Source organism: Aquimarina mycalae, from assembly GCF_029906345.1.
Lineage (GTDB): Bacteria > Bacteroidota > Bacteroidia > Flavobacteriales > Flavobacteriaceae > Aquimarina.
Genome location: NZ_JARYGY010000008.1, coordinates 246,119 through 260,241, shown reverse-complemented (window position 1 = coordinate 260,241; position 14,123 = coordinate 246,119). Strand labels below are relative to the sequence as shown.

The 14,123-nt window shown below is 28.8% G+C and carries 17 protein-coding genes; 16 read left to right on the top strand and 1 reads right to left on the bottom strand.

Annotation, left to right across the window (positions count from 1 at the left end):
• The first annotated feature begins 98 nt into the window (after positions 1 to 98).
• From QBK95_RS19480 to QBK95_RS19460, 5 genes are all read left to right on the top strand, one after another.
• Complete coding sequence (locus QBK95_RS19480; RefSeq protein WP_280936226.1) at positions 99 to 740, top strand: hypothetical protein; 642 nt, start codon at positions 99 to 101, stop codon at positions 738 to 740.
• 184 nt (positions 741 to 924) lie between these two features.
• Positions 925 to 1,620 carry a DUF6896 domain-containing protein gene (locus QBK95_RS19475; protein WP_280936225.1) on the top strand — a complete coding sequence of 232 codons (696 nt, stop codon included), beginning with the start codon at positions 925 to 927 and terminating at the stop codon, positions 1,618 to 1,620.
• 181 nt (positions 1,621 to 1,801) lie between these two features.
• On the top strand, positions 1,802 to 2,305 hold the full coding sequence (locus QBK95_RS19470) for a hypothetical protein (RefSeq protein WP_280936224.1): 504 nt from the start codon (positions 1,802 to 1,804) through the stop codon (positions 2,303 to 2,305).
• A gap of 53 nt (positions 2,306 to 2,358) precedes the next feature.
• The gene (locus QBK95_RS19465) at positions 2,359 to 2,706 is read left to right on the top strand and encodes a hypothetical protein (RefSeq protein ID WP_280936223.1); all 348 of its coding nucleotides are present in this window, start codon (positions 2,359 to 2,361) and stop codon (positions 2,704 to 2,706) included.
• A 192-nt stretch (positions 2,707 to 2,898) separates the two neighbouring features.
• Complete coding sequence (locus QBK95_RS19460) at positions 2,899 to 3,573, top strand: HAD family hydrolase (RefSeq protein ID WP_280936222.1); 675 nt, start codon at positions 2,899 to 2,901, stop codon at positions 3,571 to 3,573.
• A 193-nt stretch (positions 3,574 to 3,766) separates the two neighbouring features.
• On the opposite strand, the gene QBK95_RS19455 is transcribed toward QBK95_RS19460, so the two are convergent.
• The gene (locus QBK95_RS19455; RefSeq protein WP_280936221.1) at positions 3,767 to 4,651 is read right to left on the bottom strand and encodes an SDR family oxidoreductase; all 885 of its coding nucleotides are present in this window, start codon (positions 4,649 to 4,651) and stop codon (positions 3,767 to 3,769) included.
• Positions 4,652 to 4,771: 120 nt separating this feature from the next.
• Here QBK95_RS19455 and QBK95_RS19450 point away from each other — a divergent pair, with 120 nt between their 5' ends.
• The 11 genes from QBK95_RS19450 to QBK95_RS19400 all read left to right on the top strand — a co-directional run bounded on the left by QBK95_RS19450 (position 4,772) and on the right by QBK95_RS19400 (position 14,033).
• The gene (locus QBK95_RS19450; protein ID WP_280936220.1) at positions 4,772 to 5,104 is read left to right on the top strand and encodes a winged helix-turn-helix transcriptional regulator; all 333 of its coding nucleotides are present in this window, start codon (positions 4,772 to 4,774) and stop codon (positions 5,102 to 5,104) included.
• Positions 5,105 to 5,234: 130 nt separating this feature from the next.
• Complete coding sequence (locus QBK95_RS19445) at positions 5,235 to 6,089, top strand: tetratricopeptide repeat protein (RefSeq protein ID WP_280936219.1); 855 nt, start codon at positions 5,235 to 5,237, stop codon at positions 6,087 to 6,089.
• A gap of 79 nt (positions 6,090 to 6,168) precedes the next feature.
• On the top strand, positions 6,169 to 7,317 hold the full coding sequence (locus QBK95_RS19440; protein WP_280936218.1) for a helix-turn-helix domain-containing protein: 1,149 nt from the start codon (positions 6,169 to 6,171) through the stop codon (positions 7,315 to 7,317).
• A 63-nt stretch (positions 7,318 to 7,380) separates the two neighbouring features.
• Entirely contained in the window at positions 7,381 to 8,220 is an 840-nt protein-coding gene (locus tag QBK95_RS19435) for a CPBP family intramembrane glutamic endopeptidase (protein ID WP_280936217.1), read from the top strand.
• A 193-nt stretch (positions 8,221 to 8,413) separates the two neighbouring features.
• Positions 8,414 to 9,013: a hypothetical protein gene (locus tag QBK95_RS19430; protein ID WP_280936216.1), complete on the top strand. Its 600-nt coding sequence runs from the start codon at positions 8,414 to 8,416 to the stop codon at positions 9,011 to 9,013.
• A gap of 242 nt (positions 9,014 to 9,255) precedes the next feature.
• Positions 9,256 to 9,798 (top strand): hypothetical protein, encoded by a 543-nt coding sequence (locus QBK95_RS19425; protein ID WP_280936215.1) that lies wholly within the window; start codon positions 9,256 to 9,258, stop codon positions 9,796 to 9,798.
• 401 nt (positions 9,799 to 10,199) lie between these two features.
• Positions 10,200 to 10,772: a LytR/AlgR family response regulator transcription factor gene (locus QBK95_RS19420; protein ID WP_280936214.1), complete on the top strand. Its 573-nt coding sequence runs from the start codon at positions 10,200 to 10,202 to the stop codon at positions 10,770 to 10,772.
• A 116-nt stretch (positions 10,773 to 10,888) separates the two neighbouring features.
• Positions 10,889 to 11,539: a CPBP family intramembrane glutamic endopeptidase gene (locus tag QBK95_RS19415; RefSeq protein ID WP_280936213.1), complete on the top strand. Its 651-nt coding sequence runs from the start codon at positions 10,889 to 10,891 to the stop codon at positions 11,537 to 11,539.
• Between the two features lie 377 nt (positions 11,540 to 11,916).
• Positions 11,917 to 12,360, top strand: coding sequence for a hypothetical protein (locus QBK95_RS19410; RefSeq protein WP_280936212.1), 444 nt, complete (start codon positions 11,917 to 11,919; stop codon positions 12,358 to 12,360).
• Between the two features lie 95 nt (positions 12,361 to 12,455).
• On the top strand, positions 12,456 to 13,181 hold the full coding sequence (locus QBK95_RS19405) for a tetratricopeptide repeat protein (RefSeq protein WP_280936211.1): 726 nt from the start codon (positions 12,456 to 12,458) through the stop codon (positions 13,179 to 13,181).
• A gap of 204 nt (positions 13,182 to 13,385) precedes the next feature.
• Positions 13,386 to 14,033: a TaqI family restriction endonuclease gene (locus tag QBK95_RS19400; protein ID WP_280936210.1), complete on the top strand. Its 648-nt coding sequence runs from the start codon at positions 13,386 to 13,388 to the stop codon at positions 14,031 to 14,033.
• The last annotated feature ends 90 nt before the right edge of the window (positions 14,034 to 14,123 follow it).

Below are 14,123 nucleotides of genomic sequence, written 5' to 3'. Positions count from 1 at the left end.
ATAATTATTAAATGTTAAATCGTCAGGTTTAGTATTATTTGGAAAGACCGTCAAATTTTTAGAACAGATTTATGAGTAAAGAATCTTTTAAAAAAAGAATGAACGAATTACCGGACAAGGAATTGATAGCTATTCTTAAAAAAAGACACCAGTACCAAAAAGATGCTATAGACGCTGTCATTGACGTAGCCGAATCTAGGGATATAAAATTAGAGGAAATTAGGAAAGAAATTTTTGATGAACGACTTAGCAAAGAAACTCATCAAAAAACACTAAATGAAAAAAGGAATCAAAAAATTCTTAAACTAACACCAAAGATTGTCGGAATATATCAAATTGTAGGAGGAGTGTTCTTAATTTTATCTTCTTTTTTTATTTCACCGTTTCAATTTAAAACTATTACTCAAATATTTTTGCTGTTCCTTGCTGCCTTTTCAATAATTGCAGGATATTTATTCTTAAAGGAGAAAAAAAATGGAATATTATTATCTATTATTAATCAAGCTTTTCAAATTATAAAATTCCAAATTTTTAGTTATGGCTTCAAATACTATACCCTATTATCTTTGGGATTAATAGTTACAGAAGAATTAAGTTTGGAGGTTGATATTCAACCAGGAATGTCATTTGTTCTTGGAGTATCAGAATCTGAATATAATATGTTTTTCGGAGTGAATTTAATTGCGATAGTCACTATATATTATATCTATAAATACAAAGAACTAAATTATAATAAATAAACTACCTACAACACGATATATGTTATCATAGCAGCTAAGTTATGAATCGAATGGTTCTTGTGTATTTGGTAAGACATAATGCTTACTGAATGGAAAAGTTAGCCGCCAATTCGTAGAAAAATCAACAAACAAGGTAACATTTTACCCTGCTACGACACATATATTAAACGTTATCTTCAAGCCTATGAATAAAAATCTGATAGTAAAATCTCAAAATGAATTACCTGAAATAAGTGAATTGAATGAGTTACTTTCTGAATTTAAAAATTTGACAATAAAGCTTGAATCAGGGAATTTCGAAAATGATTACGTTATTCGATTACAAAATGAAATGCCAAATTTCTGTATAAGTGAGATTAAACACAAAAGCACGCTTATTATAGGTAAAAGTATTTCTACCCAAATTGTGCTTGAAAATATTAGCGAATTTTATAACTCTATCGAGCTTTTTGACAAGACAGCTCATCATCTGATGAATACGATGAGTATTAAATTCAAAATTGATTTAAATAATCCTAGTGAATTATACGAATTCAAAACTAAAAAAAATAATAAACAAAGAGGACAAATAGATAATGAATGGAATTATCATTTTCATGGAATTGGATGCTCTTTTAAAAATGAAAAAACTGGACAATTTTTAGATATTAAGATTAACAATAATCTTGAATTTGGTGTAATCGACAACTACTATCTTTTACAATTCATTAATACGACAGACTCATTGACTAAAATAAAAACTATTCTGAACAATGAATCTGTAAATATGTTCAAAGCAACTCAAGTGTTAAGTAATCATAAATTCTTAATTCAATACTCCAACGATTCTAACAAACTGATAATAAACCGAAATAAAAAGCCAAGAGATAACAATGTATAAGAAAACACAGGGGTTTTTGAGCTTAATCAAAAGGTCTGTATCTATTTGCAAAATCGCCTACTATAAAATTTGCATTTACGAAAAATGATAAATTCAAAATATTTATATTTGGCTTAGTACCGATCCGAAACGCATCGATTATTATGTACTACTTTTCTTATACGAGACGTTGTACAACATTATGAAAAAAACAGAACTCGAAAATAAAATTTCAGATGCTACATCAAGTCTTATTGATATGGCAACTGATATTTGTTGGAATAAAATATCGAGAAACTGTGAATATATAATGTCGGAAATTGACGAAACTGTTGGGGAGAATTATTTTGAACGTGCTAAAATTCGGAAACGAGTTAATGACAAAAAATCTCCCAAATCGTTGAGCGAAATTGTAGCTGAATTGACTGTAATTTATGAAAATCTTTATGACATAAACCTATACATATATAAATCATTACCGAATAAAACCATAATCGAAATTAGATACTTTTTAAAAACCTCACATACAGCAGATTTTTATCCAAAAATAATAAATAACGAGCCAATGCTACATTGCAAAGTTGCTCGACCTTTTTATGTAACTAAATCACTAAACTCAAACGAACCTGAGAAAAAATTTGATGTGAATTGGGAACTTGGTGGAATTAGACACGAACTGAATAAGTTTTTAGGTAAATTAAGATAAAGAATGTGGAAATATAAACACCAACATAGGAAGAAATTATATAGAGACAGTAGATGAAAGATAGACCCGTTTTAATTTCAGCCATAGTTTTAACAGTCATAGTTGAAATCATTTTGATGATTTTAGTTTACAATAAAATCGGAGGAGAAAGACTACCGACTCAAATTGGTCGATTAACAATTCAACTTATATTAATCTTTTGGGTTTTGAATAGTACATCTAATGCTGGACTTTTCTTATTGACAGCTTATCATATTCTCATAGGATTATTTGGAATGTATTCTAGAGGTTCAGAAGAATTACTAGGACAAATATTAATTGGTTTCCATCTCTTTATTGGTTTAGTAATATATTTCCACGATTGGATTGAAGACAGAATTGGAATAAAAAACGTTGGGTAACAACACCTATGCGATAATGCGGAGTTTAGGTTTAATCGAAAAGCCCTCGCCTATTTGGTTTGTCGCCAAAGATTTAAATTTAGTATTTTAGAAAATATAAAAACAAAATATAAACTTTGACTAAGTGCTTGTTCGAAAACTAATGATTTTTTGATTCTACAATGAACATAGCTAAACGTTACCCAACATTAAATGAAACTAATAATATTTGACATAGATGGAACAATTTTAGATTCTGTAAATGCAGATGACAAGTGCTTTATTAAAACTTTTAAAGATTTGTTTAAAATTGACTTAACCAATGTGGACTGGAATGATTTTAAGAATGTAACCGATACTGGATTGACAATTGAAATTTTTCAAAAATGGTTTAATCGAGAACCAAAAAAAGAAGACATAGAAAATATAAAATCATATTTCAAGAGCTTATTAATAAACCATACTCAACAATTTACTGAAATTGAAAAATCTTTATCATTTATAAAACTGATTTCAATTAAACCAGATTTTGAAATTGGTTTTGCAACTGGTGGTTGGAAAGAAACTGCTGAATTAAAATGTAATTCAGTTGGTCTAAATTTAAATGATTACATTTTTAAATCTTCAAACGATCACTACAAAAGAGGTGAAATCATTGAATTCGTAATCAAAGACGCTTTGAAAAAAAATAATGTCAGTGAATTTGAATCTATTACTTATTTCGGAGATGGACTCTGGGACTATAAAACAACTCAGACACTTGGAATTGACTTTATTGGCGTAGACTTTAAAAAAAATCGAAAGTTAAAGAATATGGGAGTAGAAAAAGTAATTGCAAACTTTGTTGAGTCTGAAAAAATTTTGAACTGGATTAATAAAAAAACATAAGATAATAAGGTGTATAAAAAATAGCTAATAAGTACAAAATGAAAAGATTTGTTCTTATTTACGAAGATCGCTAAACTTTTAATTTAGCTTTAAAACTAAAAAGTTAAAACAAAATATAAAAATTCAGCTCTGTGTTAATCCGTAAATGTAGTATCTTTTTACACGCTACGTTTCATACATGAAACATTAGCTATTACTTAGAACTGACCCAATCCACTGATTCAACCCATTGTTTTATAGTCATTGGTTGAATACCAAGCAATTCTTGAGTTCTGGAAAAAGACTTATGAATCAAATGCTCTCTTTCCTTTTCAACATAACGATATAAATTAGAAATCTCTTTTGCATTCAACTCACCAAAAGCAGGTATTAGTTGCTTCTCAAAATCATCAGGTTTTAAGCTAATAAATTTGATTTCTTGGTCCAAATGATCCGAAATAGATGCTGCAATTTCTTCTCCTGACAATAAAGTTCCACCAATTGGCAACTTTTGTCCAGCAAGTTCAGGTTTTTCAATTGCAGAAGTTATAAATCGAGCTAAATCTTGATGACTAATCCACGGAACTTTTTTATCTGATTCTATTGGGTAAGGCAAAATATTTTTTTCGACAACCAAAGGTATTGACCAGGGAGCAGCAAGATTATTTAAATAAATATCTGGCATTAATGTCAATACTTCCAGTCCAGACTTTTCAAATTGCTTCTGTATCTCATATTTGATATCCATACCCAAAAAACTAATTTTGTTTTCAGGGAGGTCAAAACTTGAATTGAAAATAACAAACGGTATATTTTGCTGTTTGGCCGCATCAATAAAGTTTTGAGTAAATGATGTAGCTTTATCCATATCAAAAATCAACGGGAAAGTATAAATAGCAACATCAACATTTTCTAAGGCCTTTGCAATAGAAGGTTTATTACTCAAATCTCCTGAATAAGATTCGATTCCGTCCAAGAGTTCCGCACTGTTTGTATCGGATGATAAAGTGTTTACAGTATGACCATTCAAAATGATCCTCTTAGCAATTGCTGAACCTTGAATACCTCTAGCACCTAAAACAAAAACTTTCTTTGACATAATGATTGATTTTAAAATTCAAAGGCAAAATTATATATTTACCATACTTTTATCAAGTACCTACCTAAAAGTATGGTACTAACCTACAAGTAAAAATTACTGAATATCAGGCTCATAGAGATGAAAAAAAGTGAAAAAAAATATTCTGACTGCCCCGTTAGCCACGCATTGGGAATTATTGGTGGAAAATGGAGTTTGTTGGTGGTAAAGGAAATTGGACTTGATAAAAGGCGTTTTGGAGAACTTAAACGACTAATACCCGAAATTAGTGAAAAGATGCTCATTCAAGAATTGAAAAAACTCGTAGGATTTGGCATCCTGAATCGAAAGGCTTACAAAGAGATTCCGCCAAAAGTGGAATATTCCCTAACAGAGAATGGAAAGAGTGTTTTACCAATTATTGATCAGATCAAAACGTTCGGAACTGAAATGATGAAGAAAAACAACGGCTAACAATGTGTACAAGTAATAACGGTCTAAATAATAAAGCAAAAGTATAAACATAAAACAAAGGTTCGTGAGTAAAAATCCGATACCGTTCATACAAACCGTTGTGTGTAATTAATATTAAAAAAATCGAATAATGAAAATACTCAAATACATTCTCTTATTTTCTTTTGGATTAACACTCTTAGGCATAGTTTCTAGAACATTACTTCCATTTAGAGGTGGTAATGAACTAATAATATTAGGAGTGTTGATTATGGTTATTTTAATTCCATTTTATAGTATTATAGCTTTTGTAAAGAAACAAAATAGAATAGAGTCTGTAATGATGTTAATTTCAATTCCACTAATTTTTGGAGTCCTATTTAGACTAATGACTTGGCCTTTTGGTAATTCAATGATAATTATTGGAAGTCAGATTTTGCTTCTTATTTCGATTCCTATTTTAATATACTCAATCATTAAAAAGATTAAAATATCTGAATCGATTCTATTTGCAACTATTGGATTTTGTAGCTTAACTTATTGTTTTAAAGTCTTGTTTTGGCCAGGTTCAAAAGGACTAATCATTTCAGCTTTTTTAACAATAGCTACCGCCTTATTTATAATTTTAAAGAAAAAAGACGTATTTTCTATTAGTAAAGCAGTACTTGGAATAATTATCTTACTTTTTTCTTTATCCTTTATAACTAAAGAAAGTAAATTATTTCAAACTTCACATATTGATATCTCTAATCAAGAATCTAATCATCCAGAAGATTACTATAATTATGCTTGGATGTTGTATTGTGAAGGAGATACAAAAAAAGCTAAAACTAACCTGCAATATGCAATTAATGAACTGAACAATCCAAATAACGCATATTCAAACATATTATCTAATAATCATGAGAATCATCTTAAGGTATATAAAAAGGCTATGAATATGTTAGAAAACAAAAATTGGGATACTTTAGAGTGGATAGATGAAAGTATGGAAATTAAAAACTAAAATACAACACTATGTAAAAATACATTAAAACGCATTTTACATTAACCGTTGTAAAACATTAAAAAAGAAATACGCTATTTTGAAAGACCTCGCTATCTTTTTGACTTACTCTGGAATTAGTACTATTCTTTTCCTAATTCTATTGTTAAGTAGGACTTGGAAAAAAATAGAGGCTAATAAAATTCTAGCTAGTAATCTTTTAGCCTTTTTACTCTTGTTTATTACCTATGCTTCATCGTATCTAAAATGGGATTTTTTGGTTAACATAATATCGCCATTAGGAGTTATTACTCCTTTTGCCTTAGGAACTTGTATTTTCCAATATATCAAAACCATCTATACATCTGAGATTGATTATAAAAGATTTATAAAAAGCCTATTTCCTTTTGGGATCGCTTTTTTTATCTATAGTATACCTCAATATGCTTTTGGGTTGTCTTTAGACAATAAAACAAGTGTTTTTCAAATCATTTCATTCTTAATCCCTTTTCTAAGTATTTTACACTTAGGCTACTACCTTTTTCTAAGCCATAAGCTATTGAAACGTTATAGAAGATTGGTTAAAAACAATTATGCTAATATAAATACATTAGACTTAAAATGGCTTTCTACTTGGATTCGAGGATTTATTCTCTTCTTAGTCATAGACGTGATTAGTGGGCTTTTGCTCATTGCCTATCCTATTTATTTATTAGTATATACAAACCTCTTCTATTTAGTTTTGCTAATTTGGTACATCGGTTATTACGGAATAAACCAAATGCATGTCTTCTTAATCTCAGAAGTCTCGCTAACATCTATTAAAGAGCAAAATTCTCAACAACAAAAAATCAAAACTACATCTTTTTTCAATTGTGAATCAAAAGAATTTATAAAACTTAAAACTCAATTAGAGATCGTATTTAAAGAACAAGAGCTTTTCAAAAAGCAACACCTTTCTTTAAAAGAAACAGCAGTTATTCTAGATATATCAGACAAGAAATTATCTCACTTGCTCAACATTTGTTTAGATTCTAATTTTTATGAATACGTTAATACCCATCGTGTAAATTATTTTAGAAGAAAATTAGAAGAAGGTGCTACTGAGAAATTGACGTTACTTGCCATTGCTTTTGATTCAGGCTTTAATTCAAAAGCTACTTTTAATCGCGTTTTCAAACAACAAGTTGGAATAACACCAATAGAATTCAAAAAGCAACTTAATAAAAGGTCTCAAAGCTTCCAATGAGTCGATTAAGATATTGTTTATCCGTTCATTTGCTTAGCATTTAATCGTAATAAACAATATTCTATGTACACAATAAATAGCGAACAGACTAATTCGCCCAACTCAATTCATCCTATTCAAAAAGTAAAAAGATACACCCTATTAGTTCTAGGGATTTCTTGGACATTTGGATTCACAACTACATCAATTTTTGACTTTTCAAATCCAATTGCTAATGCAGTTATAATGTTAATTTATGCTTTTATTCCTGCGATCTTAGCTTTCATTTTGAACAAAAAAGAAGGAGGTAACTGGAAAGATTTGAAGTTTTTCAAACCATCTTTCAAAAGTTCATTTTTGGCTTTTCTGATTCCTATTATATACTTTGGAATCATTATTTCAACACAGGTATTATTAAATATTAGAACAGTTCCAGATATATCTAAGATAGGTACACCTTTAACATCTACACTTTTATTATTACTCGGATATCCTCTTACAGTATTTCTTGTTTTGGGAGAAGAAATAGGTTGGAGAGGCTACTTACAAGAAAAATTAATTGGAAGTCTTGGCTCATTTAAAGGAGTAGTTATATTAGGATTAATATGGGGGATTTGGCACATGCCTATTGCACTACAAGGGTATAATTTCCCAAATCATCCATATATAGAAGCTTTTATTACTTATCCTTTAGTAGGTATAGCACTTTCACTTATTATAGCATATCTTGGTTTTAATCGTTATTCTATTTTTATAGGAGCATTGTTACATGCAAGTAATAATCATTTTGGTGGTACCTTATTATCTATTTCAGAAGCTCAAAATGAGTTTTTGCATGCTATGATTTTTAATGTTTTTTATATAATAATCATATTAATCTTTGGGTATTTATGGCGGCAAAAAACATTTTACAACAATGAATAAGAAGACATAAGACTTTTTGAGATTAATCAAAAGGTCTGTGTGTATTTGCAAAATCACCAACTATAAATTTGGCATTTACGAAAAATGATAAACGCAAAATATTTATATTTGGCTTAATACCGATCCGAAACGTATCGATTATTATGCACTACGTTTCTTATACGAGAATTTACATGCAATTAAAAATCAAATCTTGAAAAACAAAAGTTTCCTAAAAAGAGGATGTTTAATAATACTCGTAGTACCCATTATTCTTATACTTCTCGTTATTGGCTATGCTGTAATATTTCCCAAAAAACCTGCTTCGGAAGAGATTAAAAAAAGTGTGCTCTTAAATGAATATAACCAAATTAAAAATTCTGACAGATTAAATAAAAAAATAGAAGTTTTTGAATTTTTAGAAAACAATAAACATGTTATTCTAGACTCCTTAATCACTCCAAATGACAATTCATACGCTTTGTTAGATTTATGGCATTATAATGAAAATAGACCTCATTTACCAAAAAAAATATTTGATGAATTGTCAACTATTAACTCTAAGGATAACTATAGGGATAGCTACAAATTAAAAATAACCAAAAAAGGAAAATTATCGTTAATATATACAATTACAGATTATAAAAATTACTTATATATAGTTCACAGCTTAAATAGAATAGACACTTTAAGTTTAGATAATAAACTTATAAATTATTCTAAAACGATAATCATTAAAGATTCTTTTCAATATAAATTAACTATTAAGGATGCTTTTAATGATATTGACCCGAATAATCTTTCTCCTAATTAGCGATAAAAATAATGATTAAAAAAAGCATCTAACAAAAGCTATAATTAATACGGGATTTGGTGCTTAACACAAAGTTTAGAGCTTATAACCAAGTCCGACAAATCTTCTTGACTTGGCTATAAAATGAAAAGTTAAAACAAAATATAAAAAAATGGCTCTGTGATAAACTCGAAATGTAGTATATTTTTGCACGCTAAGTTTCATATACAAACCGTTAACAACAAGCAGAACATAACACAATAATGAAAAACGACTTTAAAGCATTTATTAAAGATATTATACCTGTTTTATTAGGTGTTTTAATCGCTTTGTACATAAACAACTGGAACGAAGCAAGAAAAGACAGGGATTATATAAAGAATTTCTACGCGTCTTTGAAAAAAGAATTTGATGAGACTAATAAGGAAATAAACGATAAAACACCTTATCAAAAAACATTAGTGGATTCTCTTGATTTTTATTCCAATAATGAAACATTGACACTCATTGAAGTTATTATTAAAGCAGGAGGCATAAATGGCCCTCGTATTAAACTGAATTATTGGAAAGCACTTTCCAACTCAAAAATAGAGCTTATAGACTATGATAAATTATCCATTTTGGCAGACATAGAAGATGGAAATGAACTGTTAATGTATAAACGGAATAAAATCATAGACTTTGTGTATGCAAATTTGACCGAAACAGGTACTAAAGAAAAACGGATCCTAAAATTAATGATGGAGGAACTCCTTAGAACACAAATAAGTGTGCAAGAAGATGTCTTAAAAATACTGAATGAATAAATATCAGTTGCTAATAATGATTATAATTAATTGTGTTTTGAGTCATCCCAAAATAAAGTATTAATCAATGGATGATTCTAAGATGGAATCATAGTCGAGACGTTATACATAAACTTGAAAAATTAAGAAGATAGACTAAAATTTAAATGACAGTAATACTAACTTTTATTAAACAAAAAATTAATTTTTCAAATTTTTGGGTCAAAACTGGTTTAATACTTATAATAATATCAATTTTTGCCAATCACCTTACCGAGCCAGAAAACTTTCCCCTCCATAAATCCTATGCATTCCCTTGGTTTCCTATAATTGTTTCAATTATTCTTGGTAGTATTACTCTAATTATTGCGTATTTCAATTTTAATTATTTCAAAAAAAGGTATTTCGTTGAAAAAATTACTGTGCGCATACTTTTGCGTTTTCTATTCACGACCTTAGGATATATATCGATTGTCTATTTCCTTTTTTACTTTACTTTAAATGGATTGATAAATGGGATCAACTCGTATAACCTTTATGGTCTGCTAACAGGATATTCTGTTTCTATGCTTTCGTGTTTACTATGTATTCCTCTTTTGTTCGCAACCGATATATATAAACTTCATAAGTTTTTATCTATAAACGGAAAACTTAAAGTTGAACATGCTGGCAAAATCACATTGATAGGTTATGATGAAATCGCATTTTTTTACAGCGAAAACAAAATAGTATATATTGTAAAAACTGATGGTACTTCAATGATTACAGATTTTACTTTAAATGAGGCTGAACCTAAAATCAACAAACAAAGTTTTTTTAGAGCAAATAGACAAACCATTCTTCATGCTCGATCTATTGAACAAGTACAATCAATAGAAAATGGAAAATTACTAGTGCTACTTAAACCTACATTGTTTAACAAAAACACTTTTCAAATAACAATCAGCAGATACAAAAAACAAGCATTTATGGATTGGTTTGAAAATAAGATGTAAGTCTGGTTGATTATTCAGCTATAATTTTGCTACCATTCAGTCAAAACAAACAGTTTTTACCCATTTTAAAGCCTTTATGGTTGTTACTTCGTTAAAAATTTTAAAAACGATAAACCATGAATAATGACTTTCTGAAAACAAAATTAACTCCTTTAATCACACTACTTCTTTGTTGTTTATTATATCTATCTGGTTACTTTCATATGATTATAGTAGCGATATTAATGATAGTAACCAGTGCAGTCGAATATAGAAAAGATCTTTTTCGCTCTTTAGGATTTCAGCGAAAAAGATTTAATATTAAAAGCTTATTAGTCATAGCACCAATTTATGGCATCGTAATTTTCCTATTTTATTCTTACGTAATGCTTCCAAGCGTTACTTATATTACAGGACAACCCATTGACTTTTCTGTGTTCGATCCCTATACTGGTAACTTGCCAAAAACACTGAATCTATTTGCTCTTATTTGGGTTGGAGCAGCATTCGGTGAAGAAATTGTATTTAGAGGATATTTAATGCGACAGTTTACCAAATTTTTCGGCTCAAGCAACATAAGCCTGGTTATTAACATTCTACTCTTTGGCTTTATTTTTGGCTGGTTACACGCTTATCAAGGCATAACTGGACAGATCTTATCAGGTATTACGGGTATATTACTCGCTATAATTTTTCATCTTCGTAAGAGCGATTTATGGTTCAACATCGCTGTTCATGGTTTTTTTGATACCGTTGCTTTGGTTTACATATATTATGGATGGCTGTAAAGATCTAATATTTATAATGCCTATTGATAACAATATTTAAGAAAGCATAGGCCTTTTAGACTGAATCGAAAGGTCTATGTTTATTTACTAAGTCGTCAACCATAAAATTTGACGTTTATCAGAAAAAAGATAAAACTATAATATTTATATTTGGCTTAGTACCAATCCGAAACGTATCGCTTATTAATCCCTTACGTTTCTTATACGAGCCATTATAACACATTATGACCAGCCAGATCAATATAAATCGAATTCTAATAATTTCCATTGTATTATTAACAGTGTTTATAAGTTGTAAAAACTCGGAAAAGTCAATTGATAAGCTTGAAATAGCTAAAAAATATTTTGAGGCCTTAGACAAATCGAATAGTTCTGAAATGAAAGCTTTACTCGCAGACAGCCTTGTTACATCCATACCTAAATATGGGTATGAGGTTAGATATTCTAAAAATGATTACTTGGAGAATTGGTTAAAATGGGATTCTGTATTTGAACCAACGTATAAAGTTCTTGAAATGGAATTGGAAAACGGAATTGTCAAAGCAAAAGTCTCAAAAACTGACAAAAGAATTCGTTTCCTTATGGGAAAGCCATTTTTGACATACGAAATTCTGAAATTTAAAAACAATAAAATAATGTCTGTAAAAGAGGAATATTTGAATTTTGACGAATTGGCTTGGGAGAAAAACAAAAATGGACTTTTAATCTGGATTGAAGAAAATCATCCCGAACTGAACCTAAATCGTTTTATCTATGACCAAACAGAATCTGGAGGACAAAAATTTTTAAAAGCAATTGAACTCTATGAAAATGAAAAATAAGATCTATGTGATCATAATAGCTAAATGAATTTTACCATATGAGAATAATTGTCCTACTGCTTATCCCATTAATAATATCTTGTAAAAACAACATAATGGAAAAAAAAGAATCTTTACAAAGTATTATTCCAATTACCTCATCATCTGAGAAAGCAAAAGAACATTTTGAAAAAGCTAGATTTTTAGTCCAAAACGGTATCAATAGTAATCCTACAACACATTATAAAAAGGCAATCGAATTGGACAGTAGTTTTGCAAGAATGTACAACTTTATATCAATGTATTCTCAAGATGATTCAATAAAAAAACTGAATCACGAACTAGCCAAAAAGTATAAGCATTTAGTTTCTAAAGAAGAACAAATATTGATTGATGCAACTGAATTTAGATTAAAAAATCCTGATGATATTTATGAAACTAAATTATTTGAATTAGGAGAACGGTGTCCATCTGATAAATATCTTCATCATAGTATTTGTTTTTTACTTTTTAGAAAAAATCCAAGTCTAGCAATTAAAGCAGGAAAGAAATCAATTGAATTGGATAAAGACTATGGTTCAGGTTATAATATTTTAGGATATGCGTATATAAACAACAATGAGTTAGACAAAGCAAATGAGGCTTTTGACAACTTTATAAGATGCGAACCTAAAAATGCAAACCCATATGATTCAAAAGCTGATTTAATGTTAAAACTAGGTAATTATCAAGAAGCATTAAAGCTAAAACAAAAAGCATATGAATTAGATAAATCTTTTGATTGGATTCCAGAAGAAATAATTGATATAAAATCCAAGATAGATTCGCTTACAAATAAGTAACTTAAATGGGATATGTTCTAATAATATCAATCGCAATTTTAGGGATAATTGGAATTATTTGGAATCCGATAAAAAAGAAAGAAAAAATTCAAAACGACTCTCTAAGAACCGATCTAACAAACGCTTGTCATAGATTTGGAAAATTATATCAAGAAAAAGATCGTAGGCTTTACTTTAAACTGAATTTACAATTGAGATTCTAGTATGGCCAATTTAGATATTTCAAAATACTCAAATCATTTAGAACTTTTTAAAATATCTTCTAAAGAAATAGAAAACGAAATTCTTTCCTTCGAATTAACATTTTTGAAAACACGAAATCAAAAGGCTGAATGGGAAATTAGGTTTCCTACTTTTCTTGACAGTTTTTACAAGTATATTTATAACAACAAAAAACTACCATCACAAAACGAATTTTTCAATTATTATTTAGCAAATAACAAAAAATGGTTTCGTGAAAATTCATTAACAAATGATGTTATGATTGGATTAAAAGCAAGGATTTATAGAACATACCCTTCATTAATTCGTGACTTACATTTCTCAAAACTATTAAGCGAAAACACAAGCAATTACGAAATTATTTACAATACAAATCTTGATGTTGAAGAAGGAATCGACTTGTTAGTAATTGCAAATAAAATCAATATTGCAGTAAATTTATATACCAAAACAAAAAGAGCATTTGTAGGACGCTCTAAAAAAGAAAATAGACATAATTTATACGATAACATTACTTATATAGAATTACCTGTTGAATTTAATGATAGTGCGAAAATTGGAGATTTTTTCTTGTATGGAAATAGAGAAATTATTGAACTAGAAGCCGAAATAGTAAAAATCAGCGGTTAATAACGTGTATTATTAATTGCTTGATTTTTTTATGAGTTAATCAGAAAAACGCTATGAATTCTCCTCCAGTTTACCCCTTTTTACTAACTT

What these genes read in the sequence shown, in the direction of transcription:
- QBK95_RS19480 (WP_280936226.1), top strand. Translation starts at nt 99, where the DNA reads ATGAACGAATTACCGGACAAGGAATTGATAGCTATTCTTAAAAAAAGA.
- QBK95_RS19475 (WP_280936225.1), top strand. Translation starts at nt 925, where the DNA reads ATGAATAAAAATCTGATAGTAAAATCTCAAAATGAATTACCTGAAATA.
- QBK95_RS19470 (WP_280936224.1), top strand. Translation starts at nt 1,802, where the DNA reads ATGAAAAAAACAGAACTCGAAAATAAAATTTCAGATGCTACATCAAGT.
- QBK95_RS19465 (WP_280936223.1), top strand. Translation starts at nt 2,359, where the DNA reads ATGAAAGATAGACCCGTTTTAATTTCAGCCATAGTTTTAACAGTCATA.
- QBK95_RS19460 (WP_280936222.1), top strand. Translation starts at nt 2,899, where the DNA reads ATGAAACTAATAATATTTGACATAGATGGAACAATTTTAGATTCTGTA.
- QBK95_RS19455 (WP_280936221.1), bottom strand. Translation starts at nt 4,651, where the DNA reads ATGTCAAAGAAAGTTTTTGTTTTAGGTGCTAGAGGTATTCAAGGTTCA.
- QBK95_RS19450 (WP_280936220.1), top strand. Translation starts at nt 4,772, where the DNA reads ATGAAAAAAAGTGAAAAAAAATATTCTGACTGCCCCGTTAGCCACGCA.
- QBK95_RS19445 (WP_280936219.1), top strand. Translation starts at nt 5,235, where the DNA reads ATGAAAATACTCAAATACATTCTCTTATTTTCTTTTGGATTAACACTC.
- QBK95_RS19435 (WP_280936217.1), top strand. Translation starts at nt 7,381, where the DNA reads ATGTACACAATAAATAGCGAACAGACTAATTCGCCCAACTCAATTCAT.
- QBK95_RS19425 (WP_280936215.1), top strand. Translation starts at nt 9,256, where the DNA reads ATGAAAAACGACTTTAAAGCATTTATTAAAGATATTATACCTGTTTTA.
- QBK95_RS19415 (WP_280936213.1), top strand. Translation starts at nt 10,889, where the DNA reads ATGAATAATGACTTTCTGAAAACAAAATTAACTCCTTTAATCACACTA.
- QBK95_RS19410 (WP_280936212.1), top strand. Translation starts at nt 11,917, where the DNA reads ATGAAAGCTTTACTCGCAGACAGCCTTGTTACATCCATACCTAAATAT.
- QBK95_RS19405 (WP_280936211.1), top strand. Translation starts at nt 12,456, where the DNA reads ATGGAAAAAAAAGAATCTTTACAAAGTATTATTCCAATTACCTCATCA.
- QBK95_RS19400 (WP_280936210.1), top strand. Translation starts at nt 13,386, where the DNA reads ATGGCCAATTTAGATATTTCAAAATACTCAAATCATTTAGAACTTTTT.